This window comes from Kangiella sediminilitoris (genome assembly GCF_001708405.1).
In the GTDB taxonomy this organism is placed as follows: domain Bacteria; phylum Pseudomonadota; class Gammaproteobacteria; order Enterobacterales; family Kangiellaceae; genus Kangiella; species Kangiella sediminilitoris.
The window spans coordinates 883061-906876 of the sequence record NZ_CP012418.1; the positions used below are offsets into that span (position 1 = coordinate 883061).

Consider the following 23816-nt stretch of genomic DNA (forward strand, 5'->3'; position numbering starts at 1 on the left):
TAATCGGTGCAAACACTAATCAAGATTTTAACCATGACAAAAAAATATGATTTGTATGCACTCGGCAATGCTCTGGTCGATATTGAAGTCGAAGTACAAGAGTCTGAACTAGAGCGTCTCGGCGTCGAAAAGGGCGTGATGACTTTGGTTGATGAAGAGCGTCATGACTATTTGCTTGGACACCTGGAAGGTAAAGTCCACCAGCGAGCCTCTGGTGGTTCAGCAGCAAATAGTGTGATCGCACTAGCGCAGCTCGGTGGCAAAGCTTTTCACTCCTGCAAAGTGGCAAAAGATGAGGCCGGTGAGTTTTACTCGAATGACCTCAATAGTGCAGGTGTAGCAAACACGTTACTCCACCTGGAAGATAATCATGGCAAAACCGGTAAATGTCTGGTCATGATTACCCCTGATGCCGACCGTACCATGAATACTTTTCTTGGTATTAGCAGTGAGCTAAAAGATAAAGATATCAACTTCGAGGCGTTGGATAATAGTCAGTTCCTTTATATCGAAGGTTATTTGGTGAGCTCTCCAGAAGCACATCAGGCGGCAATTAAGGCGAGAAATTTTGCACGAGATAACGGAGTCAAAGTAGCAACAACGTTATCCGATCCAAATATGGTTCGTTTTTTCAAAAATGAAATCGAGCAGGTGCTGGATGGCGGAGTTGACCTGTTATTCTGTAACCATGATGAAGCTCTTGAGTTTACAGGCGTAGACACCATTGAGAAGGCATTGGTTATTTTGTCTCAGAAAGCGAAACAGGTCATCATTACACTTGGTAAGGAAGGAGCCTTGAGCTTTGATGGGCAAGATGAGCACCACATTCAGCCGTTTAACGTTAAGGCTGTGGATACAAACGGTGCGGGTGATATGTTTGCCGGCGCCTTTATGTTTGGTCTTACCAATGGCTTAAGCTGGGCTGAAACAGGGAAGCTGGCCAGCTTTGCTTCGGCTCATCTGGTAACTCAATTTGGTCCTCGTTTACAGCCTGAAGCCGTAGATGAGCTGGTTCAGTTTGCGCAGAAAGAGTTTAATCTAGGCTAATGAAGACAATCTGGATCATGAGGCACGGTGATGCTCCCTATATTAATGGGGAGCGTCAGATATCTGATTCTGGTCACCAGGACATCAGAAAAATGGCACACTGGTTTTCTCAACAGTTAAAACAACAGGACGAACGGTTATCCACACTACTGGTAAGTCCTATATTAAGAGCCCAGCAGACAGCTGATACCTTTGAAGCTACTCTGAAGGAATTGACTGAAGCCAGTTGGCAACGTCAAACCGAGCCTCTCATTTCACCGGAATCAAATCCCGATTTAACCATTCCTTTTGTTGAGCAGACGACACAGGGTACGACTCTACTGATCAGTCATATGCCCCTGGTGTCTAACTTATGGGCCGCGTGGCTAGGTGGTGAGTCGCAATATTTCCCTACTTCAGCTATGGGATGTCTGTCGGTTGAGCTTGAAAGCGGGACTCAGCAAGCCCGAAAGGTGATCTTTTGCAGCCCGGATGACACTGACTCCTGAGTTTAAATCGTTAATATTACTGGAAGTCCATAGGAAAAATGGCTAGCATTGCGGTTTTATGACGTTTGCGTGACAGTTGCCGTGGAACAATCAAAAGCAGAAAAAGCTAATTTCTTCAGGATAATGTGGGTGATCGTCATTTCGATCGCTTCAACAGGGAAGTATTCATTACTGACGCTGTACCACGCTTTATTCTCTAAGAAAAATCCAGAGTCATTACGACCCAAGGTTGATCGTGTTATACATCGCTGGGGACAGAGCCTCGTCAAGCGGGTTAAACTCAAGTGGACAGTAAAGGGAGATTTCGAATCTCAGGTTGAGGAGGGGCGTCGAGTTATTATTCTGGCCAACCACTCCAGCGCTTACGATATTCCTTTAATTTTTGCTGCCTTACCGGGCAGTATTCGTATGATCTCAAAAAAAGAACTGTTTAAAGTTCCATTGCTGTCCAGTGCTATGAAAGCTGCTGAAATTTTATCGGTTGACCGGCAAAATCGTCAGCAGGCGATAAAAGATCTGGCCGTGGCAAAGGAAAAAATGGAAAGCGGTATCCGAATCTGTATGTTCCCAGAAGGTACACGGTCCAAAACAGGAAAACTTATACCTCTGAAAAAAGGAGCTATACGTTTAGCGATTGATACCAATGCCCTGATAATTCCTGTGGCGATTCAGGATATCTATAAGGTGTTACCTAACAAGAAATGGTTGCATATGCGGTTGAACCAGGAAGTCACTTTGAATATCGGGAAAGCGATCGACTGTAGAAACTTTGGGGTTGAACAGCGCAATGAACTAAGAGATTTAGTGTATAATTCTCTAGATACACTGCTAAGGGAGGAAGTGTCATGAGCGAACCCAGTATTTATCAGCAGGCAGAAGTTGAATTGTCCAGCATTTCGGATTTTATTCGTTTTGCAGCGACACAGTTCCATCAATCAGACTTGTACTTTGGTCATGGAACGGATAATCCTTGGGATGAGGCTGTGGCTGTGGTTCTGCAGATGCTCGATTTACCGTCCGATTATCCGCAAAGTATGCTAGATGCCAGGGTTTTGAGTGAAGAAAAAAAGCACTTGATACATGCCATTGAAACCCGAGTGACTCAGCGTAAACCGCTGGCCTATATCACCAATAAGGCCTATTTTGCTGGCCTTGAATTTTACATTGATGAGCGTGTACTAGTGCCTCGCTCGCCCATTGCTGAGCTGATACATAACGACTTTTATCCCTGGCTTGAGGCTGATAACCCTAAAGTTTTAGATCTATGCTGCGGCAGTGGTTGCATTGGACTGGCAATTGCTGCCTATCTTGATGATGCAGACGTTGTCATGTCTGACGTTTCGGAAGATGCTTTGACTGTGGCTGAGATCAATGTCGAAAGATTAGGTTTGTATCACAAGGCACGATCGATACAGTCTGACTTATTTGATCAGTTACAAGGCGAAACATTTGACCTGATAGTGTCTAACCCACCCTACGTTGATGCTGAAGACCTGGCTGACATGCCACAGGAGTATCAGCATGAACCTGAGATCGGTCTTGGCTCGGGCATTGATGGACTGGATCTGACTCGAAAGATTTTAGAAGACGCGGCCCATTATCTGACGGAGCAAGGTGTGCTGATTGTCGAAGTTGGTAACAGCTGGCCTGCGCTGGAGGAAGTGTTTCCTGAAGTGCCTTTTACCTGGATCGAATTTGAGCAGGGTGGAGATGGTGTCTTCGTATTAACCAAAAAGCAATTACAGGACCACTTCTCGGTTGATTGATGTTATTTGAGCAGCCTTTAAAGAGTAGCCAATCCATTGCGCAGGAGCCTTGTGTCTTTGATTTTGCCAGAAACTTTAATCGGCATTTTAAAGATTATGGGACAGTATTAGAGCCCGGCGCTGATGAGCCCTTTTATCAGGCTTCTCGGCAAGCCGGCGAATGCTCTGTCATCTTCTCCACACAAGATTACTTTTCCAGCGCTTTGCATGAATTGGCTCACTGGTGTATCGCAGGGGAAGCACGTCGTAAGCATGACGATTATGGCTACTGGTACGAACCAGATGGACGAAGTAAGGAACAGCAATCAATATTCTACCAAGTTGAGCAGAAACCTCAGGCTTTAGAGTGGGCCTTTAGTCTCGCTGCCAATATTCCTTTTCGTATCAGTCTGGATAATCTTAAGGCTGATCATATTCCAAGAGAGGATGTTGAGTATTTTCGTGACAGTGTTTATCTTCAATTAAATAACTATTTTGCTAATGGTTTCCCAACCCGTGCGCAACGTATTATTTCGCTTTTGTGCTGTCTATATCGGCACAATCAACCTATTCGTTTACCTCAGAAATTATCATGTTTAATTTAGGTTTTATTATCAATCCATTTGCTGGCATCGGTGGAAAGGTTGGACTAAAAGGTAGTGATGGTCAGGATATTCGTGCTGAAGCATTTGCCCGGGGTGCGAAACCTCAGGCTGTTGAGCGAGCCAGAGTGGCTCTAAAGCCTTTGGTCCCATACCGTGAGCATATTCATATGCTTACCGCATCGGGTGATATGGGAGAAAATCTGTTAAGGGATATGGGATTTTCGTTTGAGGTCGTGCACCAAAGCGAAGCTCCTTCCTCTTCTGACGATACCATCCGTGCGGCGCAGATCATGACAGGGCTTGCTGACAATGAAAAACAGATTGAAGTTTTAATGTTTGCAGGCGGTGATGGAACCGCAAGAAACATTTTTGAAGCCGTCGATGGGATGGTTCCAGTCCTGGGTATACCGGCCGGAGTGAAAATTCATTCAGGCGTTTATGCTGTGACCCCACACGCAGCCGGTCTGGTAATTGAGAAAATGATAAATCAGGAGCTTGTTAGCTTGCTGGAAACCTCAGTAATGGATATTGACGAGGAAGCGTTTAGAAAAGGTGTGGTTCGTGCCAAGCAATATGGAGAAATGCAGGTTCCGGCCGAACATCGATATGTACAGGCCACCAAATCTGGAGGTAAGGAAGTCGAAGAGTTGGTTTTACAGGACATCGCTGATTACATTATCGAAAACATGGAAGATGACTACTATTACCTCATTGGTTCAGGTTCAACGTGCGCCTTTGTGATGGAGTCTTTGGGGTTAGAGAATACCTTGTTAGGAATTGATTGCGTTCATCAAGGAGCTGTAATTGAAAGCGATATGACAGAGTCGGATATTCTTAAGTTACTTAAAGAACATCCTAAGCGAGTAAAAGTCATTATTACAGTGATAGGTGGCCAGGGGCACATCATTGGTCGTGGCAATCAGCAGCTTAGCTCGGAAGTCCTGTCGTTTTTAACCAAAGATGATATCACTATCATTGCTACAAAAACTAAGTTGAAAGAGTTGGAAGGGCGTCCCCTTATCGTCGACAGCGATAACCCCAGGGTCAATCAGCACTTTGCAGGGGTTATAAAGGTTATCACTGGTTATCAGGATTTTGTGCTGTACCCAGTTGGCATCGAGCAGTAGTGTATTACTGCTCTTTTCGCCCATCACTTTGTGCGAGATCTCTTACAAAGTGGTGAGCATAGGCTGAAAAGTCTACCGGTTTTATTCCTGTATTTTTAATGAATCTTTTCAAGTCATTGAAAAATAATGATATTTTTTGGAGCTCTCAATTTGTTTAATCAATTCTCCATAAATAATGTGATTGCCAGCCCCGCCTGTTTTGATAAAGTACCTCTCGTGTTCAGGGAGAACGCACTATCTACAAATCGAATTACGGAATAATAATAAAGGACATAATTAAACGGAATTATCATCCAAGGTTGGATAAAAGGAAAAAGTGGGACGGACTCATCCTATATTCAGAAGCGGCTTTAGCCGCTTTTATTTTGCCTACCTAAAATGTGTTTAAATCAGCTCTAATATTTCTAAAGTTAATTTCTTTTTTTACAAGAACTTGTGTAGACTCAACATAGTAAGTCACAATCAATAAATCAGCTATAGTCACGCTAGTGAAGAGGGGAAGATGGGCTGCAGAGTTCTACTATATTTAGTTCATCCAGTATTAGAAAAGTCTTGGGCTAATCAGGCAATGCTTGAGGCGGTAAAAGATCTTGATTATGTCAAAGTATATGACTTATACGAAGAGTACCCTGATTTTTTTATTGATGTTAAGCGAGAGCAGAAACTTCTACTCGAGCACAATATAATTATTTTTCAGCATCCCTTTTATTGGTATAGCTCACCATCATTGTTAAAAGAGTGGCAAGATCAGGTGCTCTCAGAGGGCTTTGCCTATGGCGAGGGGGGGTATCAGTTAGCAGGACGATACTGGTTAAATGCAATTACTGCAGGCGCTGCTAAAGATAGTTATGCCCCACACGGTTTTAATAACTATTCTGCCAGAGAGTTATTACGTCCTTTTGAACAGACTGCAGACTTTTGCGGAATGTCGTTCGTCGAACCCTTCATTATGTATGATTCCGAAACCCTCAGTCATAGTGCTTGTGAAAAAGAGGCAATTCGCTATAGAGACTACATAAAGCAGTTGGTAGAGTCGGTCTATAGAAGAGAGAATGGCACTTCCCAACCTGATTCATTAGAGGGAGCTTAAAATGGAAGAGTCCACCTTACTTCACCAGGTCTTTGTCTTTTTATTTGCTGCAGTTGTGGGTGTACCGATTGCGAAGCATATAGGACTAGGCTCGGTACTTGGCTATTTAATTGCTGGGATCCTTATTGGACCATTTGCCCTGGGGCTGGTAGGACAGGATGTAAAAGATATCATGCACTTTGCAGAGTTTGGCGTGGTCATGATGCTGTTCTTAATTGGTCTGGAATTACAGCCTAAAAAGCTCTGGAAGCTTCGAATGCCCATACTTGGCCTGGGCGGACTTCAGGTCATACTCTCGACTATATTGATCACCGCTATTGCTTACCTTTTCGAGCTTTCATGGCAAATGTCACTGGCCATTGGTTTGATATTGGCTTTATCTTCAACGGCAATTGTTTTACAGACCTTATCTGAAAAAGATCTATTAAGAACCGATGCGGGTAAGTCAGCATTTTCTGTATTGCTGTTTCAGGATATTGCAGTAATTCCAATGCTGACTTTGATGCCTTTATTAGCCACCTTGCCTGTTGAAACGACAACTGCCATTGGCCATGTAGAACTGGAGGCCTGGCAACAGGCCGCTTTAGTCTTCGTTGTTATCAGCGGAATCATTATCATTGGACGCTACTTGGTTCGTCCTTTATTTAACTGGATTGCGCGCACAGGGTTAAGAGAAATCTTTATCGCAACCTCTTTGCTGTTGGTCATAACGATTACCATTGCAATGCAGATGGTAGGCCTGTCACCAGCTCTTGGTGCATTCTTGGCAGGGGTTGTTTTAGCCGAGAGTGAGTATCGTCATGAGTTAGAAGTAGGGTTGGTAACCTTCAAGAGTTTGTTACTCGGTCTATTTTTCATCACTGTCGGTGCCAGCATTAACTTAGAGATCCTAATGCAGTCACCGGGTCTTATTGCATTGCTTCTAGTCATTCTTATCGTAGTTAAAATTGCCGTACTGATGTTGCTGGCCAAACAGTTTAAAATGTCTTTGATTGAGAATATGCTGTTCTCATTTGCTCTTGCTCAGGGCGGTGAATTTGCCTTTGTATTATTTTCTTTTGCATCGCTAAACGGTGTTTTGAGTAATGAGATAATTTCTATATTAACGGTAGTCGTCGCTCTTTCTATGGCTCTCACTCCTCTACTGTTAATTTTCTGCGAGAAGCTAATCATCCCAAGGTTATCTTACGAAAAAGAAAAACGCACATATGATCACGTCGATGATGGTGAAACACCAGTTATAGTTGCTGGCTATGGTCGTTTCGGACAAATCGTTTCGAGGATACTTCGTTCGCAGGGCTTTGATACGACTCTGCTGGAGTATGATGCCGTACAGATTGATCTGGTTAAACGGTTTGGAACCAAAGCCTACTACGGCGATGTAACCAACGAGGAAGTGCTCAGGGTCGCTGGAGCAGACGCGGCAAAAATGATAGTGATTGCGGTAGGCAATCAGGAAAAAACACTGAAAGTCATTGAGTTGTGTCGAAAACATTTTCCTCACCTTAAGATATTTTCACGGGCAAAAGGCCGCCGGGAGGCTTATGAACAGAAGAAGGCCGGTGCCAATTTTGTCATGCGTGAGACTCTTGGTTCTGCGGTAATTTTAGGCCGAGAGGCTCTTGTTGCGCTTGGTTACCGTAAGTACCAGGCACATCGTACTGCTACTGCCTTTTATCATTATGACTCTCAACATCTAGAAGAGTTAGCCGATTTATGGGGTGATGATAAACAGTATGTTATGGAGGCGGCAGAGCGGGCTGAAATGCTGGAAGCTGTATTAAAGGCAGATCAGGCAGACAGTTCAGCAATGAGTCGCTCCTGGAGCTCACCCGTCTCTTTGGACGATGATGAAGAGACTAAAAATAATTCTGATAAAAGTGAACAAAGTAAAGGGACTACAGAAACGTGACCCTTCCTGATATTGGATACCTTGAGCTAATCATTACCTGCGTTCCTGTGATACTGGTTGGATTAATTTTTTATAGCTGGAAAGCAAACAGCCTGGAACTTGTGGTTGCTACTCTACGAATGATCGGTCAGCTGATTGCGATAGGCTTTGTTCTAGTCTACTTGTTCAAAGAAACTGCCACCTGGTTAGGCCTTACTGTCATGGCTGTCATGCTAACGGCTGCAGGCTGGATTGCAATGCGTCCATTGAGCGATAAAAGCATCTTTCACATAGGGCATCTGGCCCTGGCTCTTTTAGTCGGCTGTGGTTTCATGTTAGCGATTGTTATTTTTTTAGTGCTCGATTTATCCCCTTGGTATCAGCCGCGTTACGTTATACCCTTGGCGGGCATGTTATTGGCCAACACGATGAATAGTCTAAGCTTGTCAGGGGAGCGTTTTGAAACTGAAGTTAAAGCAGAGCATTCTTTTGAGCATGCCCGAAACAAAGCGTTTCATACAGCCATGATTCCCCAGATTAATGGACTGCTGGCGGTTGGTCTGGTTGCGTTGCCAGGAATGATGACGGGGCAGATTTTATCTGGAGTCAGTCCTCTGATAGCAGTGCGCTATCAAATCGTTATCATGGTTGCTATTTTGTGCTCATCAGCCTTTTCTACGGCATGGTACTTGCAGGGCCGATACAGGCGCGAATTAAAAAGTACGTCGGGGTGTTATTCGGCTGAGTAAGGTTTTGGTTAAGGGTGATGGATTGCCCAATATTGCATTTGTTATAACCTCACCACATAGCAGGGCAAAGCAGAGGCCTCTTGCGCCGTACCCATAATTAACCCAAATTGATTGTTTTTGATTCCGGGTCAGATAACCACAGAAAGGAAAACGGTCATAGCTTGTTGCTCTAATTCCCGGATGCTCCGTGGCGATGTCTTTCTCCTTAATACCCAGTCCAAAGCGTTTATTCACCTTTTCGATATTACGCAGCGAATCCTCGCGTCGAATTGTGTCATCACTGCTGCGCTCAAACGTCGCCCCGATGACCAGTTTGTTATCGAAGTGAGTTAAGTGACCATCATGATTAACCGGCGTCTGATGACTCAGCTTTGTTTTTAGTGTGGTTAGCTGTCCTCTCATAGGGGAAATCTGTGGTAGCTGCTGTGATAGGGATATTTTTGGAAGTTGGTATCCACTGCATATAATTACATGGTCAAAACCATCCAGTTGTTCCGGGTTTTGAATCTTATTATTAAGATGAATATTGTCTTCGGCTAGTTCTTTAATGAGTACCTGACAAAACTCAGGACCATTGACCTGTATTGCTGGAATTTTTAAACCTTCTACACCAGTCTGACCAATTGCAATGGGCTCGAATTTATACATACTGCTAGCCCATGTCTGAGCCGAGTAGGTTGTTTCATATTGTTCTAAATGAAACTGGGAGTACTTTTTATTGCTTAGCTGGTGGGCAAAGTGGTTTTTTGCAAGTCCTGGGTATTGACGGATAAATGACCGTAAATGCTCAAACCCTGTAAAGGCCAGCTGGCTGTATGCATTGTGATCAATGGACATGATGGGCAGAGCCACCAGAGACGGCATGTTTGTTGCGCTGGCGCCGATAGTTGCTTCTTTATCAAAAAGGTGGACCTCGATACCTTGCTGCAACAGTTGATAAGCAGTAGCGCATCCAGCTAACCCTGCACCAATAACTGCAACCTTGTTGGCCTTTGAATGCTTAATAACATAGTCATCCGCCAACGTTGGTTTTGGAGGCGAAAGCTCTTTATCGTCAAAGGTAGCGGTAAGCATTTCGCGCTTACGGCCAAACCCCGGTCGTTTTTGTATCCGAAACCCATAGTGAGGCAGAGGCTTACGAAGTACCGCCGCCACTGTAAAGGTAGCTAACGTAGAGCCCTTTTTACTGTTAAGCGCCATAAAGTGTAACAGGCCCTTGGCCCACATCTCAGGATTCTTGCTAGGAGCAAAGCCATCAAGAAACCATGCATCAAAAGCAAAGCTCTCAGGTACTGCAATCTCCCTTAATGCTTTATCCAGGGGCAGTAACACAAGATGTAACGTAATGCCGGGTGCGACAGGTATGGCATGGACACCGGGAAGGGCGTCTGGGTATTGTTCGATCAGTGACTGAGTTAGCTCTGATTCAAGTCCTAGCACGCGATAGATAGTTCTCAAATCATCGGGACTGATAGGAAACTGTTCAACCGACCAGAAGTGGAGTTCTGAGTTGCTCGGTTTGTTTTGCGTGCTTTGCCATAGTTGGGCGGTAAGTAAAAAGTTTAAACCGGTACCAAAGCCCGTCTCGAAAATGTTGAAACTTTTTTTGTTTGTGTCTTGATGAACATCGTTGAAACGTTGTTCTAAATCGTTACCTTGCAGGAAGACATGTTCGCTTTCAGCGATACCATTTTCGGGATTAAAGTAGATATCATCAAAATCAGGTGAGTAGGGCGCCAATTGTTGATTAGCTTCATCAATATGACGCCTTTCAGCTATAAGCCATTGGTGCTTTTCCGGGTTGAAACGTCGCCACTCTATAACAGCTGGCTTTACGCCAAGAAAAGCATTGTGCATTGAAGTTATTTCTCGATCAGAGTCAAAAATTCGTTACGGGTATTTTGAGATGAGCGGAACTGCCCTAACATTGTCGAGCTCTGCATCACTGAGTTTTGCTTTTCTACACCACGCATCATCATGCACATATGTTTGGCTTCGATAATAACACCAACGCCAGATGCACCGGTCACTTCTTGAATCGCTTCTGCTATCTGTTTTGTCAGGTTTTCCTGAATCTGAAGGCGGCGTGCAAACATGTCGACGATACGAGCAATCTTTGATAGGCCGATAACTTTACCTGTCGGCAAATATCCGACATGAGCTTTCCCGATGAATGGTAGCATATGGTGCTCACACATTGAGTAAAGCTCAATGTTTTTAACGATAACCATGGAGTCGTTATCAGAATCGAAAATCGCCCCATTTACTACTGTGTTTAAATCCTGCTCATAACCTTGAGTCAAAAACTGCATGGCCTTAGCAGCACGTGTTGGGGTGTCTAAAATTCCGTTACGTGAAACATCTTCACCCAGTTCTACCAACACTTCTTTGTACAAATTTGCTAATTTATCGGACATCTCGCCACTTCCCGTTTCAATTTCAGTCGTAATTCTAATGGATAACGCTACAATACCCAAATAAATATGAAGATTATGTAAGGAGCGGGTTTATTACTCATAAACTTTCTCTGCTGGGAGCTACTTTTTTTGCCCTGCTAGGCATTAAAAGTGAAGAATAGTTATTCATATTTTCACTTTTTGATAACAACGCAGGGCGGAAAAATAGTCCCAGCCCTTAGGGTTACGGCTAAAATAGCGTCACTCTTTGTTGCAAGATATTGATTTAGAGTGACTAAACCTAATATCTTACGCCTCAATTGACACTATTTTAGACATAACAGAGACGATTTATGAGTAATAAACACGCTCCAGCGCCAATGTGGAATATTGTTGCAGACGAAAATATGCCTCTAGTTGAGGAGCTTTTTGCAAGTATTGATGGGAAACCCTCTCAAATCAAACGCTTACCGGGTAGGGAAATTACCCAAAGTGACCTGGTCGATACTGACATATTACTGGTTCGTTCAGTGACTAAAGTAAACCGGAAGTTGCTGGCTGATACTAAGGTCCGGTTTGTTGGTACCGCCACCATTGGCACCGATCACATTGATTTAGACTATTTAGCATCGCAGGGTATCCAGTTTTCAAGTGCCCCGGGGTGTAATGCCCAGGGTGTTGTCGAGTATGTTCTGACCAGTATTGCTTACTGGGCCGAACAGCGTCAGAAAGATCTAAGCACAGTAAAGGTAGGTATTATTGGAGCTGGTAATGTGGGAAGTCGCGTTGCCAGAACTCTACAACGACTGGGTATCAACTATGTGGTTAATGACCCGCCACTGGCCGAAATGCATGAGCAGGGAGATTTCGTCGACCTTACGCAGATAGGCAAGTGCGATGTGATTACCTGTCATGTTCCTTTGGTCAAAGACGGTGAGCATCCTACTTATCATTTGATCAGTGAAACTTTCTTAAAGCAACTGCCTGATGAGAGTTTACTGATTAATAGCTCGAGAGGACCTGTGCTGGATAATAAAGCAGCGTTGGATATTAAACGCTCAGGAAAAGCTATTGATTATATTCTAGACGTGTGGGAAGGTGAGCCCGATGTTAACATTGAGCTAATGGACAAGACTTTGGTTGCTACGCCTCATATCGCAGGTTATTCGCAGGAGGGTAAAATCCGTGGCACTTATCAGTTATACAGAGCCGTGCATAGCTGGTTACAAGTCGATGGTGACAATCAGCTTCAGGACTTTTTGCCTGACTCTCCAAAGTGGCAATGGAATGGTTTATTAAAAAACTTATACCAAACTCTGAAACCATTTTATGATTTGGAAGCAGATGACAGTCGAATGAGAACGGAAAAGTCAGATATTAAAAATCAATTCGATGGATTAAGAAAAAACTATCCGCAACGACTCGAATTTTTGGACAACTTATAATTTATGAATCCAGTTAAATATATTTTAAATGCGAAGCTACAACGTGGCTGGAAGATTGTTCTGCTAAGCTTTATTCTTACCGCCTTTATCGGTTTGCCATTAATGTTTCTGGCTTCCTTTTTCCCGTCAGGTTTTATGCAGACAGGTTTGGGCTTAGTAGCTATTTTTCTCATTGTGGCAGGACTTATTAGTATGATTGGTGGCTTCTTTATTGTGTTGTACGATTTGTATAAGAGTTAGCTTTAGCAGTTATTTATGTTTGGCTTTTAATATTTAGCATTTGCTTGGTGATGTCACTTTTCTTGTACCACGGGCATTTCCTACGGTCACTTACCAAAGAAAAGGGCGAAAAGAAACGACACCCCAAATATTTAGGCCTAAAGGCTCCCCTCGTAGCTTAAAATATTATGGCGTGCCATCAAACGAAACATCCTGTTTCGTTTTGATTAAATTAGTCTTCAGATCTTTTTATACCGCCAAACTTTTTCTTAGGTTTTACATCAGCATTTGGTGTCTTTTTGTCCTGTTTTTTATCTTGCTTTTTGGCGAGGCGTTTTTTGTCGCGGGCGGTCATGCCTTTTTTTCCTGCGTGTTTGCGTTTTTTCTTACCCGCGGCTTTACCACTCTTTTTGAGCTTTTGGGGGCCTTGATATTTAGCAACAAGATTTTGTACGGTTCTGACTTCGAACTTTGCACCCAGCTTATTCTGTATCGTAACCATCAGGTTCCAGTCTTTGTGGGTAATCAGTGAAATTGCTGATCCTTCAGCACCGGCGCGACCGGTTCGGCCGATACGGTGAATATAGTCTTCAAGGCTTTGTGCCATGTCAAAGTTCAGCACAAGGTCAACGTCTTTTACATCTAAGCCACGCGCAGCGACATCAGAAGCGATTAACACATCAAACTTACCATCTCGGAACTGCACCATAATATGGTTGCGGGTATCTTGTTTGATGTCACCATGGATATGTCCCACTTTTAATTTATGGTATCTGAGTAAACCACTAAGACGCTCGACCTGGGTCTTGGTATTACAGAAAACGACAGCTTTACGATACTTCTCGTTTTGTAATAGCTGACCGACAAGTTTTTCTTTATGCTCTAAATCGTCAGCCAGAATAATTGACTGATGAATATTGGCCTGTGCATCTTCGTAAGTATTGAGAGTGATGGATCTAGGGTTCTTCAGCAAGGTATTGGTAATATGTTTAATTCCTGCACCCTGTAATGTTGCTGAGAAAAGAAGGCTTTGTCGTTTTTTGGAGCAATAGTTAGAGATGGCAATAACATCGTCACTAAACCCCATGTCGAGCATTTTGTCAGCTTCGTCCAGCACCAGGTATTCCAGATCTGCAAAATCGGTTGCTCCCTGCTGGCTGTGGTCAAGAATTCTGCCGGGTGTCCCAATAATAATTTCGGGATTTTTACGCATTGCAGCTCGCTGCTCTCTAAAACTTTGACCTCCCGTAATCAGTCCCGACTGAATGCCAGTAAATTGCGTCAGCTCCAATGCCTGCTTATGAATTTGACGGGCTAGTTCCCGTGTAGGAGCTAAGATCAGTACCCGGGTTCCGCTATTGGGGGCTTTCTTTGCCAGTAACCTGTCCAAAATTGGAAGCAAGAAAGCTGCCGTTTTGCCGGATCCCGTTTCTGCACTTGCCATCAAATCCATACCTTCAAGAACAAAAGGTATGGCTTCCTGCTGGATGTCTGTTGGTTTTTTGAAGCTCAACGCATCCAAGGCTTTAATTAGCTTGGTGTCGAGTTGTGTGAAAACGGTTTGCTGGCTCAAGATCTATCTCTTATTGGCTATGGGGTCAGTTGTTGCTGATTTTAACATCAACTGACCACGAGCGTTATCATTTAGGCTGATTTTGTAATAAAGGTCTTAGCATACCTTCCAGGCCATTGAGCTTAACTTCATACATCAAAGCCAGCTGTTCACCTAGTTTCCCTTTAGGGAAACCATTTTTATGGAACCAGACGAGATAAGGCTCAGGCAGTTCAAGAAGTTTACGACCTTTGTATTTACCAAAGGGCATTGTTTGATTTATGGCTTCGAGCAGTAATTTTTGATTCATAGCAGTCTTTTGAGAAATAGTCAGCTTTGCATTTATTGCTGATCGCTTTATGATGATTAGCTATTCGAATTATAACTGAAAAGGCTAGTAGTATGAAAAAGACCTTCATTACAACTTTAGTGGCAGCGACAGTTTTAGGACTAACGGCTTGCGGCGGCATGCCATTGATAGGTGACGATGCGCCAGAACCTGATTATGCGAAGCAGGCTCAGGAAATCAGTAAAAAGTACATTATTGCTGACCTTCATGTTGACGTGCCTCATCGCTTACATGACTCTAATGAAGACATTAGTGAAGCAACAGAGGAAGGTGATTTTGATTATCCGCGTGCGGTTGCAGGCGGACTAGACGCACCATTTATGTCTATATATATTCCTGCTGAACTCGAGTTTGAAGCCGAAGGAGAAAGCTTCAAGCTAGCAAATAAGCTGATTGATGATGTTGAAGCGATTGTAAAAGCTAACCCTGATAAATTTGCTCTGGCTACAAGTCCAGCAGAAGTTCAGAGCAATTTTGAAAAGGGACTAATTTCATTGCCAATGGGGATGGAGAATGGCTCCCCTATTGAAGGGTCTTTGGCTAACATTAAGAAATTTTACGACCGAGGTATTCGTTATATAACGCTTGCTCACTCGCGAAGTAATCATTTATCTGACTCTTCTTATGACGAGGCTCGCCCAAATGAGGGTTTGAGTAAAGTGGGGCGCTTGGTTGTCGCTGAGATGAACCATCTTGGGATTATGGTTGATGTGTCTCACCTGTCGGACGAAGCTTTTTATGACGTGATGGAAGTCTCCAGAGCTCCAGTGATAGCCAGTCACTCATCAGTGCGTGACTTCACTCCGGGCTTTGAACGCAATATGGACGACGACATGATCGAGGCTATGGCTGAGAGAGGTGGCGTAATTTTCATTAACTTCGGGTCAACTTTTGTCTCTCAGGACTCCCGTGAAAATTATGATGCTTACAAAGAAGCAGTTGCTAACTATGCCGAAAGTAATGGCCTCGACCCTGAGAGTGAGCAGGTACAAACTTTCGCTGCAGCCTATCGTAAAAAGAACCCATTTGAGTATGCTGATATTGAAGTCGTTCTAGACCATTTCGAGTACGTGATTGATTTGGTAGGTATCGACCATGTAGGTATTGGTTCAGATTATGACGGTGTCGGCGACAGTTTACCAACGGGTTTAAAAGACGTCTCGACTTACCCGAACCTCATTCAGGGTTTGCTTGAGCGTGGTTACTCTGAGCAGGATATTGCAAAGATCCTGTCAGGTAACTTGATGCGAGTATGGAGTGAAGTAGAGCGGTTAGCTGGTCAGTAATGATTGAGCAGCTAACTAAGTTAAAACAATAAGAGGACATTACATGAATAAAAAGATTTTTGGAGTTGTTTTATTAGTTGTTGGTATCGCTTTGTTTTTCTGGGGATACAACATGAGCCAGTCCATTGGAGAAGAGGTTAGAGAAACTTTGACAGGCTCTTTCTCTGATAAAGCCACCTGGCTGATGATTGGTGGTGGCGCAGTCGGCTTAATAGGCCTGTTACAGTTAGTGGTGGGTAAAAAGTAAACTTACACCGTCGCCAAAAGCCCGCAGAATGCGGGCTTTTTTTACTGTAATTTTTTCTTAAGTTCGTTCACTTGCGTAGCAAGAACCTTATTTACCGCTTCAGCTATAGTTTGTACGTTTTCTGTGGTGAAACCTTTAACACTATAGTTTAAGGTTAATTTCGTTTTATTTTCTTCAAGCTGGCTGAAGTCCCAGGACATTACTCCATTAACACCCATTCCCTGGAGGGGACCCAGTCCGCCTAGCATCTTCAACGACTTACCGGGATTTACGTGTGCAACGGTCATGTGCAAGGCTTCCTTATCACCATTAACTTCACAAAAACAGCCACCGGCTTTAGTTTCGATAAAAAGTTTGGATGCATCACCAAACCAGGTATGACTCGACTGCCACCACTCGCCAATATTGAGGAATTGGTCGTAAGTGGTACTGACTGACTGAGGTAATTCTACTTCAAACTTGATATGAAAGTGGCTTTCACTTCGTGACAGTATTTCGGCTTTGCTGATGAAAGGCGTCAATACAGTGATAACCAGAGCTAAGACCTTAATAGTGATCTTCATTGTTGTTCCTCTGCGGTTTCAAACGCTTGTTTTCTAACTAGTGATCATGCAACAGCTTAACCAGTTCCTGCGAAGCGTTAGACAAAGTTTTATTGGCTCTATAGATAATACCCATATCCCTGTCGGAAAGGAATTCATCACCTGAAAGATTAATTAGTGGTGGCGTTAATAAGCGTGCAGGCAATAATGTCCACCCCATTTTACAGGCGACTAATTTAGCTATGACTTCAAGGTAGTTGGCGGTTTTAACCTTGCCAAGTTCGATACCAGCCTGTTCAAGCTGTAGTTCAAATAATTCGCGGGGAAATGTGTGCCCTGGAGGGAGGATGCAGGTATAGTCATTTAGTTTGGATAAGGGGTTCGCTTCGTAGGCCAGGGGGTAGTCCTGATGACACACAATGGCCAGCTTCTCTCGCCATATGAGTTGATGTTGCAAGCGAGGATCCTTTTGCTGGGGAAAGGTTAAAAGCGCCAGCTCGAGGTCGCCACTTAGGACTCGCTCATAAGCTAGTTCTGAGTCAATAAACTCAACATTAATGTCAACCTGTTCAAACGTATCGACGTATTGTTCCAGATACTGAGGAAGCAGGTGTAGTCCAATATAGTGGCTGGTGCCAATATGGAGCTCCCCGCTTACTTTTCCACTGAGGTCACGAATACTTTGAACCGTATCGTCAATGTCACTGATGATTTGCGGTGCCTGTTGCTGTAGTAGCTGTCCTGCTTCTGTCACGATGACATGATTTCCCACCCGGTCAAACAGCTGACTATCAACCATGGACTCAAGTCTTTTGATTCGTTTACTCAAAGCCGGCTGGGTCATCTGCAGTTCCTTCGCTGCTAAGGTAAAAGATTTTAGCCGAGCAACGGTCAGGAAGGTTTTAAGTAATTCAATATCCAAACGAGTTATTCCTGATGGTTATGGGTTTTATAAAAATAATGAATTGGAGTTATTCTATAATAAGTTCTACACTAGAGCCAGTTTGCCGTTAATCGGCGTTTATTTTTTACGTGAAGAGACCAAATGAGGCAGTCAATGGCTGGAAAAACACTATATGACAAGTTATGGGATGACCATCTTGTCGCAGAGAATGATGACGGCTCTGCATTAATCTATATCGACCGTCAGTTATTACACGAAGTAACCTCGCCTCAGGCTTTTGAAGGCTTGAAGATCGCGGGCCGTAAACCTCGACGTATTGAAGCCAATCTGGCAACGCCTGATCATAACGTACCGACTACTGATCGTACTAATGGTATCGCGGATCCGGTTTCTCGAATTCAGGTTCAGACTTTGGATGATAACTGTGACGCCTATGGCGTGACAGAGTTTAAGATGGATGACGTTCGTCAGGGTATCGTTCATATTGTTGGTCCAGAGCAGGGTTATACTCTTCCGGGTTTAACCATGGTTTGTGGTGACTCACATACTGCAACTCATGGCGCTTTTGGTGCCATGGCATTCGGTGTGGGAACGTCAGAAGTTGAGCACGTGCTAGCAACGCAATGTCTGCGCCAGAAGAAAATGAAGAATATGCTGGTACGCGTTGACGGTAAGTTGGGTACGGGCGTTACGGCCAAAGACGTGGTTCTTGCTGTTATTGGTGAGATTGGAACGGCTGGCGGTAATGGGCATGCGATCGAGTTTGCTGGTAGTGCTATCGAAGACTTATCAATGGAAGGCCGTATGACGATTTGTAATATGGCTATTGAAGCCGGTGCCCGAGTGGGTCTGGTTGCTGTCGATGATAAGACGATTGAATATGTTAAAGGTCGTCCTTTTGCGCCAAAAGGCGAGCACTGGGATATGGCCGTGGAAGCGTGGAAAGAGCTGCATAGTGACGATGACGCTGAGTTTGACCGTGTGGTTGAGCTAAAAGCAGAAGATATTATTCCACAGGTTACCTGGGGTACTTCGCCTGAGATGGTGAAGCCAGTGACGGGCAATATTCCAAACCCTGAAAAAGAATCGAACGCGGTCAAGAAAGAAGGTATTGAGCGTGCGCTTCAATATATGGATATGAAAGCTGATATGCCAATCACTTCGATTCCATTAGATAAAGTGTTTATAGGCTCTTGTACTAATGCGCGTATTGAAGATTTACGTGAAGCGGCAGCTGTCGCAAAAGGCCGTAAAGTTGCTTCAAGCATTAAGCAGGCAATGGTAGTACCGGGCTCTGGTCTGGTTAAAGAGCAGGCGGAAGCAGAAGGTTTGGATAAAATATTCGTTGAAGCCGGTTTTGAGTGGCGTGAGCCAGGTTGCTCTATGTGTCTTGCCATGAACGCTGACCGTCTAGAGTCGGGTGAGCACTGCGCATCAACCTCAAACCGTAACTTCGAAGGCCGACAAGGGCAGGGTGGACGTACTCACCTGGTGAGCCCAGCAATGGCCGCAGCGGCCGCAGTACACGGACACTTTGTTGACGTTCGTGAACTTGAGTTAGACAAAGAATTAGCAAAAGCATCGGAGGTGCACTAATGGAAGCTTTTACGCAACATACTGGCTTAGTGGTGCCTTTAGATCGCTCTAATGTTGATACGGATGCCATTATCCCTAAGCAGTTTTTAAAATCGATTAAACGTACCGGCTTTGGTCCTAACCTGTTTGATGAATGGCGCTATCTGGATCATGGCGAGCCGGGCATGGACAATTCTAAGCGTCCATTAAATCCTGATTTCGTCATGAACAAAGATCGTTATAAAGGTGCTTCAATTTTATTAGCACGTGAAAACTTCGGTTGTGGTTCAAGTCGTGAGCATGCTCCATGGGCTCTTGAAGACTATGGGATTAAAGCGGTTATCGCACCAAGTTTTGCCGATATCTTCTTTAACAATTGCTTCAAGAATGGCATCTTGCCGATCGTATTGGATCATACGACGATGGACACTTTGTTCGAACAGACAGAGGCTAATGAAGGCTTTAAGCTGGATATCGATTTAGGAAAGCAAACCATTACCATGCCAAACGGTGACGTCATCAGTTTTGATGTGGAGCCAGATAGAAAGCATAACCTGTATAACGGACTGGATGATATTGGAATTACGTTGAAGCAGGAAGATGCAATTACGGCATATGAGAAGGAACGCGCGAAGCGCGCCCCTTGGTTATTTAATCACTAAGGTTACTAAATGGGGATGTTGGCCGTATTCTTGATGCTAATGTTTGATGCATCAGCATCAAGTGTAGACCAGACGAACTTTGAGAGGGCTTTAGCGAAAGCACATCAGATGGAAGCGACCCTGAGCGAGGCAGAACAAGCTAATCTATTCCAAGCTCAGGGGCAGTTCATTGTTGACACATTCAGTGGCTGTATTAACAAAACCGGTTCTCCACCAGAAGAGTTTACGGTTGTTGTTGAACTGCAAACTGATGGCACTGTAAATAAGGCTTGGCGTCAAGGTGATGGCTTTTTCGTTAAGTGCTTTGAGAGGGAAATGATCCATAAATTCACTTTTAAAGCTCCAGATATCCCTTTTTATACAGCTATTGAGTATTCTAACGAAGACAAGATTGAGTTTAATTATGACTAAAAAAGTATTGGTATTACCGGGTGACGGTATCGGGCCTGAGATTGTTGGTCAGGCGACACGCGTATTGGATGCGTTGATTGAAAATCATGGCTTGGATGTGAGCTATGAGTCTGCGTTGGTTGGTGGTTCGTCATACGACGCGCATGAAACACCGCTAACGGATGAAGTTTTAGGACAGGCTAAAGACGCTGATGCGATTTTATTAGGCGCTGTGGGCGGTCCTAAGTGGGAACAGTACGATATTTCAGTGCGTCCTGAGAAGGCGTTGTTGAAATTACGCTCTGAGCTGGAGTTATTTGGTAACCTTCGTCCTGCGATTTTGTATAAGCAGTTGGCCGATGCTTCGAGCTTGAAACCAGAGTTGGTTGCTGACCTGGATGTTCTAATCGTGCGTGAGTTAACGGGTGGTATTTATTTCGGTCAACCACGTGGGATCCGTACTTTGGATAATGGTGAGCGTCAGGGCTATAACACTTACGTATACTCTGAAAGTGAGATTGAGCGTATTGCTCATGTGGCTTTCAAGGCGGCAATGCTGCGTGATAAGCGTGTTTGCTCTGTGGATAAAGCGAATGTGCTTGAAGCGACTGAGTTATGGCGTGAAGTGATGGATCGTGTGAGCAAGGAATATCCTGAAGTTGAGCTGTCTCACATGTACGTTGATAACGCTGCAATGCAGCTGGTACGTGCTCCGAAACAGTTTGACGTCATGGTCACAGGTAACATGTTCGGTGATATTCTTTCTGACTGCGCAGCGATGTTGACTGGGTCAATTGGTATGTTGCCATCGGCTAGCCTGGACGCTAACGGTAAAGGTATGTATGAGCCGATTCATGGCTCTGCGCCTGATATCGCTGGTGAAAACAAGGCTAACCCACTGGCGACTATCCTGTCAGTATCTATGATGCTACGTCATAGCTTTGGTGAAGGTGCTTTGGCGGATAAGATTGATCAGGCTGTTTCTACGGTACTGGATCAGGGCTATCGCACAGCCGATATCCACACAGACGGTGACAAGCTGGTTTCTACTAAAGAAATGGGTGACGCTGTACTGAAGGCATTGGCATAAGTTTTACTTAGGTAAAAATACGTAAAAACATTGGCATAAGTTGTTAGGACCTCTATAATTCAGAGCAAAGCAACTTATGCCAAACCGTCGTTTATATGTCTCAAACTTCAGACATTCAATTCAATGGACTCTATGCCCATGAGCTGACGGTTTCTCGATCTGAGCAGGTTCTGCTGGAAGACGCGGAGCTCCATCTAGCTCCTTCAACAATTACTTATCTTCACGGTGAAAATGGCGCAGGGAAAACCACGTTAATGCGCTGTCTGGCGGGTTTGTTGCCTGCGGATCATGGAAGCATGTATTGGAATAAGCGTCCAATTACTCATCCTGAATCTGGTTATTTTCAAGATCTCATCTTTTTGGCGCACAGCCTCTCAATGAAAAATGAACTGAGTATTGCTGAAAACCTGGCATTCTATGCTTCCCTTAGAATGCGCTGTTCGATAACGGGTAAGCCATTACATCAGAAAATTAGTTCGGTACTTGAAGAGTTGGGTATCGGTGGACTTGAGGACCGTATGTTTGCTGAATTATCAGCTGGACAGCAACATAAAGTCGCTCTGGCGCGCCTCATCCTGGAACCTGCAAAAATTTGGATTCTCGATGAGCCTTTTGTCAACCTTGATCATAAAACTCGGAGCTGGTTATCGGAAAAGGCGATGGCTTTCAAGCAGCAGGGTGGGACCGTTTTGTTTACTTCTCATCACCACATTGAAGAGCTACCGATCGATCAGAGCGTAGGAGTTGAACACGAATGATATTGACTCTATTGCGCCGCGAATTAAAGGTCGCCAGACGAAACTGGATTGGGCTGGCGATTCCATTATTATTCTTTATTATTGTCGTCAGCCTGTTCCCATTCGCAGTAAGCCCTGATGCACCTGTGCTCCAAAAATTAGCACCCGGAGTAATTTGGGTAGCAGCATTATTGTCCATGCTGCTTTCACTTGAGCAGTTCTATAGAAGCGATTATCAGGATGGGGCTCTGGAGCAACTGCTACTGATGAGTTCACCGACTATGGTAGCGACCAGTAAAATCATCGCACACTGGCTATTGACCGGTTTACCACTGGTTATTTTGTCGCCTTTGCTCGGAGTTTTGATGCAGATCAATCATGGCGTTGAGCATTCAGCCCATACTTGGATCCTAATGTTGAGTCTGGTATTGGGTACACCAACACTGTGTTTATTAGGTGCGGTCGGCATGAGTTTAACTCTGGCGGCCAGCCGTAATGGCTTGCTGGTGTCTATTTTGATTATTCCTTTGTATGTGCCGGTACTTATTTTCGGGGCTTCGACTGTTACAGCATCCCTTGAAAATATGAGTTATAATGGCGAACTCGCCATCTTGGGCGCTTTTTTATTGATTACGTTAGTATTTGCGCCTTTTACTTCGGGCCGCGCACTAAAAATTTCAGTAGGTTAAGATTTAATGGCAAAAGCTTGGCGCTGGTTCCACCAGCTGGGTTCTCCAAAATATTTATTCCAAAAAACAGGTCAGTGGCTCCCATGGATATGGGCGGTCACATTGATTCTATTAGCAGTTGGCTTGTACTACTCTTTGTGGGCATCACCGATAGAGGCTCGCCAGGGGCAGGGCCATACGGTACGAATTATGTATATTCATGTGCCAGCTGCTGCCTTATCAATGGTAGCTTATGTGGCGATGGCTATTGCTGCCATAATTGGCTTGGTCTGGAAAATGAAAATGGCTTTTGCCGTAACGCGAGCTATCGCACCCGTCGGTGCAGCCATGACATTCCTCGCACTATTCACAGGCTCCGTCTGGGGTAAGCCAACCTGGGGAACCTGGTGGGAGTGGGATGCACGTATGACTTCCGAACTTCTGCTGTTGTTTTTATATTTAGGTTATATAGCACTGCATGCGTCTTTTTCCGATAGAACCAAGGCAGATAAGGCTGGTGCTGTTTTGGCTATTGTAGGTGTTATCAACATCCCGATTATTTATTTCTCAGTGAAGTGGTGGAACACACTGCATCAAGGCTATTCAGTGACGGCCAAAGGTGCGCTGGCTCCAGAATTTCAGACGCCTTTGTTTATCATGCTTGGAGCAACCTATTTGCTGTTTGCGGCACTTGTGATTATGCGCCTGCGTGCCGAAATCATTCTGCGTAACCAAAAAGCTCGTTGGGTTGAAGAATGGGCAACACAAAGATCACATAACGGAGGTCAATCATGAGCAGCTGGCATGAATTTATTTTTATGGGCAAGCATGGCGCCTATGTGTGGTCTAGTTATCTAATGACATTTTTTGTCCTGCTGGGATTGTTTTTTGGGTTCAGAATAATGTTACGCTCTTTACGCAAGCAAGTAATCGCAGAAGCCAACGTTAAGCAATCCGATAAACCCAAAGCTCGAAAACTGAAAGTTTCTAAAGCTGAATAACCAATTAGTGT

27 protein-coding genes are annotated in these 23816 nt (G+C 44.3%); 21 read left to right on the plus strand and 6 right to left on the minus strand.

Translation table 11 applies throughout. The features are described from left to right. Positions 1-33 precede the first annotated feature (33 nt). The 9 genes from KS2013_RS04130 to KS2013_RS04170 all read left to right on the plus strand — a co-directional run bounded on the left by KS2013_RS04130 (position 34) and on the right by KS2013_RS04170 (position 8742). Positions 34-1047 carry an adenosine kinase gene (locus tag KS2013_RS04130; protein ID WP_068990133.1) on the plus strand — a complete coding sequence of 338 codons (1014 nt, stop codon included), beginning with the start codon at positions 34-36 and terminating at the stop codon, positions 1045-1047. After that, a complete protein-coding gene (locus tag KS2013_RS04135; protein ID WP_068990137.1) occupies positions 1047-1535 on the plus strand; it encodes a SixA phosphatase family protein in 489 nt (162 codons plus the stop codon). The genes KS2013_RS04130 and KS2013_RS04135 overlap by 1 nt, the downstream gene beginning before the upstream one ends. An 81-nt stretch (positions 1536-1616) precedes the next feature. Next, complete coding sequence (locus KS2013_RS04140) at positions 1617-2384, plus strand: lysophospholipid acyltransferase family protein (protein WP_228703727.1); 768 nt, start codon at positions 1617-1619, stop codon at positions 2382-2384. Next, a complete protein-coding gene (prmB, locus tag KS2013_RS04145; protein WP_068990143.1) occupies positions 2381-3301 on the plus strand; it encodes a 50S ribosomal protein L3 N(5)-glutamine methyltransferase in 921 nt (306 codons plus the stop codon). The genes KS2013_RS04140 and prmB overlap by 4 nt, the downstream gene beginning before the upstream one ends. After that, complete coding sequence (locus tag KS2013_RS04150; RefSeq protein WP_083217861.1) at positions 3301-3885, plus strand: elongation factor P hydroxylase; 585 nt, start codon at positions 3301-3303, stop codon at positions 3883-3885. Before prmB ends, KS2013_RS04150 begins: the two co-directional genes overlap by 1 nt. Continuing rightward, positions 3873-5012, plus strand: coding sequence for an ATP-NAD kinase family protein (locus KS2013_RS04155; RefSeq protein ID WP_156768961.1), 1140 nt, complete (start codon positions 3873-3875; stop codon positions 5010-5012). The genes KS2013_RS04150 and KS2013_RS04155 overlap by 13 nt, the downstream gene beginning before the upstream one ends. Positions 5013-5514: 502 nt before the next feature. Beyond that, positions 5515-6102 (plus strand): NAD(P)H-dependent oxidoreductase, encoded by a 588-nt coding sequence (locus KS2013_RS04160; RefSeq protein ID WP_068990147.1) that lies wholly within the window; start codon positions 5515-5517, stop codon positions 6100-6102. Position 6103: 1 nt separating this feature from the next. Further along, entirely contained in the window at positions 6104-8014 is a 1911-nt protein-coding gene (locus tag KS2013_RS04165; RefSeq protein WP_068990150.1) for a monovalent cation:proton antiporter-2 (CPA2) family protein, read from the plus strand. Next, positions 8011-8742, plus strand: coding sequence for an ABC transporter permease (locus tag KS2013_RS04170; protein WP_068990153.1), 732 nt, complete (start codon positions 8011-8013; stop codon positions 8740-8742). The genes KS2013_RS04165 and KS2013_RS04170 overlap by 4 nt, the downstream gene beginning before the upstream one ends. Here the strand turns inward: KS2013_RS04170 and mnmD are convergent. Next, positions 8707-10599, minus strand: a complete 1893-nt coding sequence (gene mnmD, locus KS2013_RS04175; RefSeq protein WP_068990157.1) for a tRNA (5-methylaminomethyl-2-thiouridine)(34)-methyltransferase MnmD — start codon at positions 10597-10599, stop codon at positions 8707-8709. The two genes, KS2013_RS04170 and mnmD, sit on opposite strands and share 36 nt — an antisense overlap. Positions 10600-10604: 5 nt before the next feature. After that, positions 10605-11159 (minus strand): GTP cyclohydrolase I FolE, encoded by a 555-nt coding sequence (folE, locus tag KS2013_RS04180; RefSeq protein ID WP_068990160.1) that lies wholly within the window; start codon positions 11157-11159, stop codon positions 10605-10607. A 332-nt stretch (positions 11160-11491) separates the two neighbouring features. On the opposite strand from folE, the gene KS2013_RS04185 reads away from it, so the two are divergent. Then, the gene (locus KS2013_RS04185; RefSeq protein ID WP_228703728.1) at positions 11492-12583 is read left to right on the plus strand and encodes a 4-phosphoerythronate dehydrogenase; all 1092 of its coding nucleotides are present in this window, start codon (positions 11492-11494) and stop codon (positions 12581-12583) included. 3 nt (positions 12584-12586) lie between these two features. Next, complete coding sequence (locus tag KS2013_RS04190; protein WP_068990163.1) at positions 12587-12823, plus strand: hypothetical protein; 237 nt, start codon at positions 12587-12589, stop codon at positions 12821-12823. A gap of 211 nt (positions 12824-13034) precedes the next feature. Here KS2013_RS04190 and KS2013_RS04195 read toward each other — a convergent pair whose 3' ends face one another. Continuing rightward, the gene (locus tag KS2013_RS04195) at positions 13035-14375 is read right to left on the minus strand and encodes a DEAD/DEAH box helicase (RefSeq protein ID WP_068990165.1); all 1341 of its coding nucleotides are present in this window, start codon (positions 14373-14375) and stop codon (positions 13035-13037) included. A gap of 67 nt (positions 14376-14442) precedes the next feature. Then, complete coding sequence (locus KS2013_RS04200; protein WP_068990170.1) at positions 14443-14664, minus strand: DUF3820 family protein; 222 nt, start codon at positions 14662-14664, stop codon at positions 14443-14445. 92 nt (positions 14665-14756) lie between these two features. Here KS2013_RS04200 and KS2013_RS04205 point away from each other — a divergent pair, with 92 nt between their 5' ends. Continuing rightward, positions 14757-15989, plus strand: coding sequence for a dipeptidase (locus KS2013_RS04205; RefSeq protein ID WP_068990174.1), 1233 nt, complete (start codon positions 14757-14759; stop codon positions 15987-15989). Between the two features lie 43 nt (positions 15990-16032). Further along, the gene (locus KS2013_RS04210; protein WP_068990176.1) at positions 16033-16236 is read left to right on the plus strand and encodes a DUF3185 family protein; all 204 of its coding nucleotides are present in this window, start codon (positions 16033-16035) and stop codon (positions 16234-16236) included. A gap of 41 nt (positions 16237-16277) precedes the next feature. On the opposite strand, the gene KS2013_RS04215 is transcribed toward KS2013_RS04210, so the two are convergent. Both KS2013_RS04215 and KS2013_RS04220 read right to left on the minus strand, forming a co-directional pair. Then, on the minus strand, positions 16278-16799 hold the full coding sequence (locus KS2013_RS04215) for an SRPBCC family protein (RefSeq protein WP_068990181.1): 522 nt from the start codon (positions 16797-16799) through the stop codon (positions 16278-16280). A gap of 37 nt (positions 16800-16836) precedes the next feature. Then, positions 16837-17700 carry a LysR family transcriptional regulator gene (locus KS2013_RS04220; RefSeq protein ID WP_068990183.1) on the minus strand — a complete coding sequence of 288 codons (864 nt, stop codon included), beginning with the start codon at positions 17698-17700 and terminating at the stop codon, positions 16837-16839. Positions 17701-17835: 135 nt separating this feature from the next. Between KS2013_RS04220 and leuC the strand changes: the two genes are divergently transcribed. The 8 genes from leuC (at position 17836) to ccmD (ending at position 23805) form a co-directional block, all read left to right on the plus strand. After that, positions 17836-19278: a 3-isopropylmalate dehydratase large subunit gene (gene leuC / locus KS2013_RS04225; RefSeq protein ID WP_068994393.1), complete on the plus strand. Its 1443-nt coding sequence runs from the start codon at positions 17836-17838 to the stop codon at positions 19276-19278. Continuing rightward, positions 19278-19919, plus strand: a complete 642-nt coding sequence (gene leuD, locus KS2013_RS04230) for a 3-isopropylmalate dehydratase small subunit (protein ID WP_068990186.1) — start codon at positions 19278-19280, stop codon at positions 19917-19919. Before leuC ends, leuD begins: the two co-directional genes overlap by 1 nt. Before the next feature lie 9 nt (positions 19920-19928). Continuing rightward, complete coding sequence (locus KS2013_RS04235) at positions 19929-20330, plus strand: hypothetical protein (protein WP_068990189.1); 402 nt, start codon at positions 19929-19931, stop codon at positions 20328-20330. Further along, entirely contained in the window at positions 20323-21399 is a 1077-nt protein-coding gene (gene leuB / locus KS2013_RS04240; RefSeq protein WP_068990192.1) for a 3-isopropylmalate dehydrogenase, read from the plus strand. The genes KS2013_RS04235 and leuB overlap by 8 nt, the downstream gene beginning before the upstream one ends. Positions 21400-21494: 95 nt before the next feature. Next, the gene (gene ccmA / locus KS2013_RS04245; protein ID WP_068990199.1) at positions 21495-22157 is read left to right on the plus strand and encodes a heme ABC exporter ATP-binding protein CcmA; all 663 of its coding nucleotides are present in this window, start codon (positions 21495-21497) and stop codon (positions 22155-22157) included. Next, entirely contained in the window at positions 22154-22825 is a 672-nt protein-coding gene (gene ccmB / locus KS2013_RS04250) for a heme exporter protein CcmB (protein ID WP_068990202.1), read from the plus strand. The genes ccmA and ccmB overlap by 4 nt, the downstream gene beginning before the upstream one ends. A 6-nt stretch (positions 22826-22831) precedes the next feature. Further along, positions 22832-23599, plus strand: coding sequence for a heme ABC transporter permease CcmC (ccmC, locus tag KS2013_RS04255; protein WP_068990206.1), 768 nt, complete (start codon positions 22832-22834; stop codon positions 23597-23599). After that, positions 23596-23805 (plus strand): heme exporter protein CcmD, encoded by a 210-nt coding sequence (gene ccmD / locus KS2013_RS04260; protein ID WP_068990209.1) that lies wholly within the window; start codon positions 23596-23598, stop codon positions 23803-23805. Before ccmC ends, ccmD begins: the two co-directional genes overlap by 4 nt. Positions 23806-23816 lie beyond the last annotated feature (11 nt).

Excerpts from the sequence above, each read along its gene's own strand:
- mnmD (WP_068990157.1), bottom strand. The coding sequence starts at position 10,599 with ATGCACAATGCTTTTCTTGGCGTAAAGCCAGCTGTTATAGAGTGGCGA.
- KS2013_RS04165 (WP_068990150.1), top strand. The coding sequence starts at position 6,104 with ATGGAAGAGTCCACCTTACTTCACCAGGTCTTTGTCTTTTTATTTGCT.
- ccmA (WP_068990199.1), top strand. The coding sequence starts at position 21,495 with ATGTCTCAAACTTCAGACATTCAATTCAATGGACTCTATGCCCATGAG.
- ccmC (WP_068990206.1), top strand. The coding sequence starts at position 22,832 with ATGGCAAAAGCTTGGCGCTGGTTCCACCAGCTGGGTTCTCCAAAATAT.
- KS2013_RS04235 (WP_068990189.1), top strand. The coding sequence starts at position 19,929 with ATGGGGATGTTGGCCGTATTCTTGATGCTAATGTTTGATGCATCAGCA.
- KS2013_RS04135 (WP_068990137.1), top strand. The coding sequence starts at position 1,047 with ATGAAGACAATCTGGATCATGAGGCACGGTGATGCTCCCTATATTAAT.
- leuD (WP_068990186.1), top strand. The coding sequence starts at position 19,278 with ATGGAAGCTTTTACGCAACATACTGGCTTAGTGGTGCCTTTAGATCGC.
- ccmD (WP_068990209.1), top strand. The coding sequence starts at position 23,596 with ATGAGCAGCTGGCATGAATTTATTTTTATGGGCAAGCATGGCGCCTAT.
- leuC (WP_068994393.1), top strand. The coding sequence starts at position 17,836 with ATGGCTGGAAAAACACTATATGACAAGTTATGGGATGACCATCTTGTC.
- leuB (WP_068990192.1), top strand. The coding sequence starts at position 20,323 with ATGACTAAAAAAGTATTGGTATTACCGGGTGACGGTATCGGGCCTGAG.
- prmB (WP_068990143.1), top strand. The coding sequence starts at position 2,381 with ATGAGCGAACCCAGTATTTATCAGCAGGCAGAAGTTGAATTGTCCAGC.
- ccmB (WP_068990202.1), top strand. The coding sequence starts at position 22,154 with ATGATATTGACTCTATTGCGCCGCGAATTAAAGGTCGCCAGACGAAAC.
- KS2013_RS04150 (WP_083217861.1), top strand. The coding sequence starts at position 3,301 with ATGTTATTTGAGCAGCCTTTAAAGAGTAGCCAATCCATTGCGCAGGAG.
- KS2013_RS04185 (WP_228703728.1), top strand. The coding sequence starts at position 11,492 with ATGAGTAATAAACACGCTCCAGCGCCAATGTGGAATATTGTTGCAGAC.
- KS2013_RS04130 (WP_068990133.1), top strand. The coding sequence starts at position 34 with ATGACAAAAAAATATGATTTGTATGCACTCGGCAATGCTCTGGTCGAT.
- KS2013_RS04160 (WP_068990147.1), top strand. The coding sequence starts at position 5,515 with ATGGGCTGCAGAGTTCTACTATATTTAGTTCATCCAGTATTAGAAAAG.
- KS2013_RS04210 (WP_068990176.1), top strand. The coding sequence starts at position 16,033 with ATGAATAAAAAGATTTTTGGAGTTGTTTTATTAGTTGTTGGTATCGCT.
- KS2013_RS04205 (WP_068990174.1), top strand. The coding sequence starts at position 14,757 with ATGAAAAAGACCTTCATTACAACTTTAGTGGCAGCGACAGTTTTAGGA.
- KS2013_RS04155 (WP_156768961.1), top strand. The coding sequence starts at position 3,873 with ATGTTTAATTTAGGTTTTATTATCAATCCATTTGCTGGCATCGGTGGA.
- KS2013_RS04215 (WP_068990181.1), bottom strand. The coding sequence starts at position 16,799 with ATGAAGATCACTATTAAGGTCTTAGCTCTGGTTATCACTGTATTGACG.
- folE (WP_068990160.1), bottom strand. The coding sequence starts at position 11,159 with ATGTCCGATAAATTAGCAAATTTGTACAAAGAAGTGTTGGTAGAACTG.
- KS2013_RS04200 (WP_068990170.1), bottom strand. The coding sequence starts at position 14,664 with ATGAATCAAAAATTACTGCTCGAAGCCATAAATCAAACAATGCCCTTT.
- KS2013_RS04190 (WP_068990163.1), top strand. The coding sequence starts at position 12,587 with ATGAATCCAGTTAAATATATTTTAAATGCGAAGCTACAACGTGGCTGG.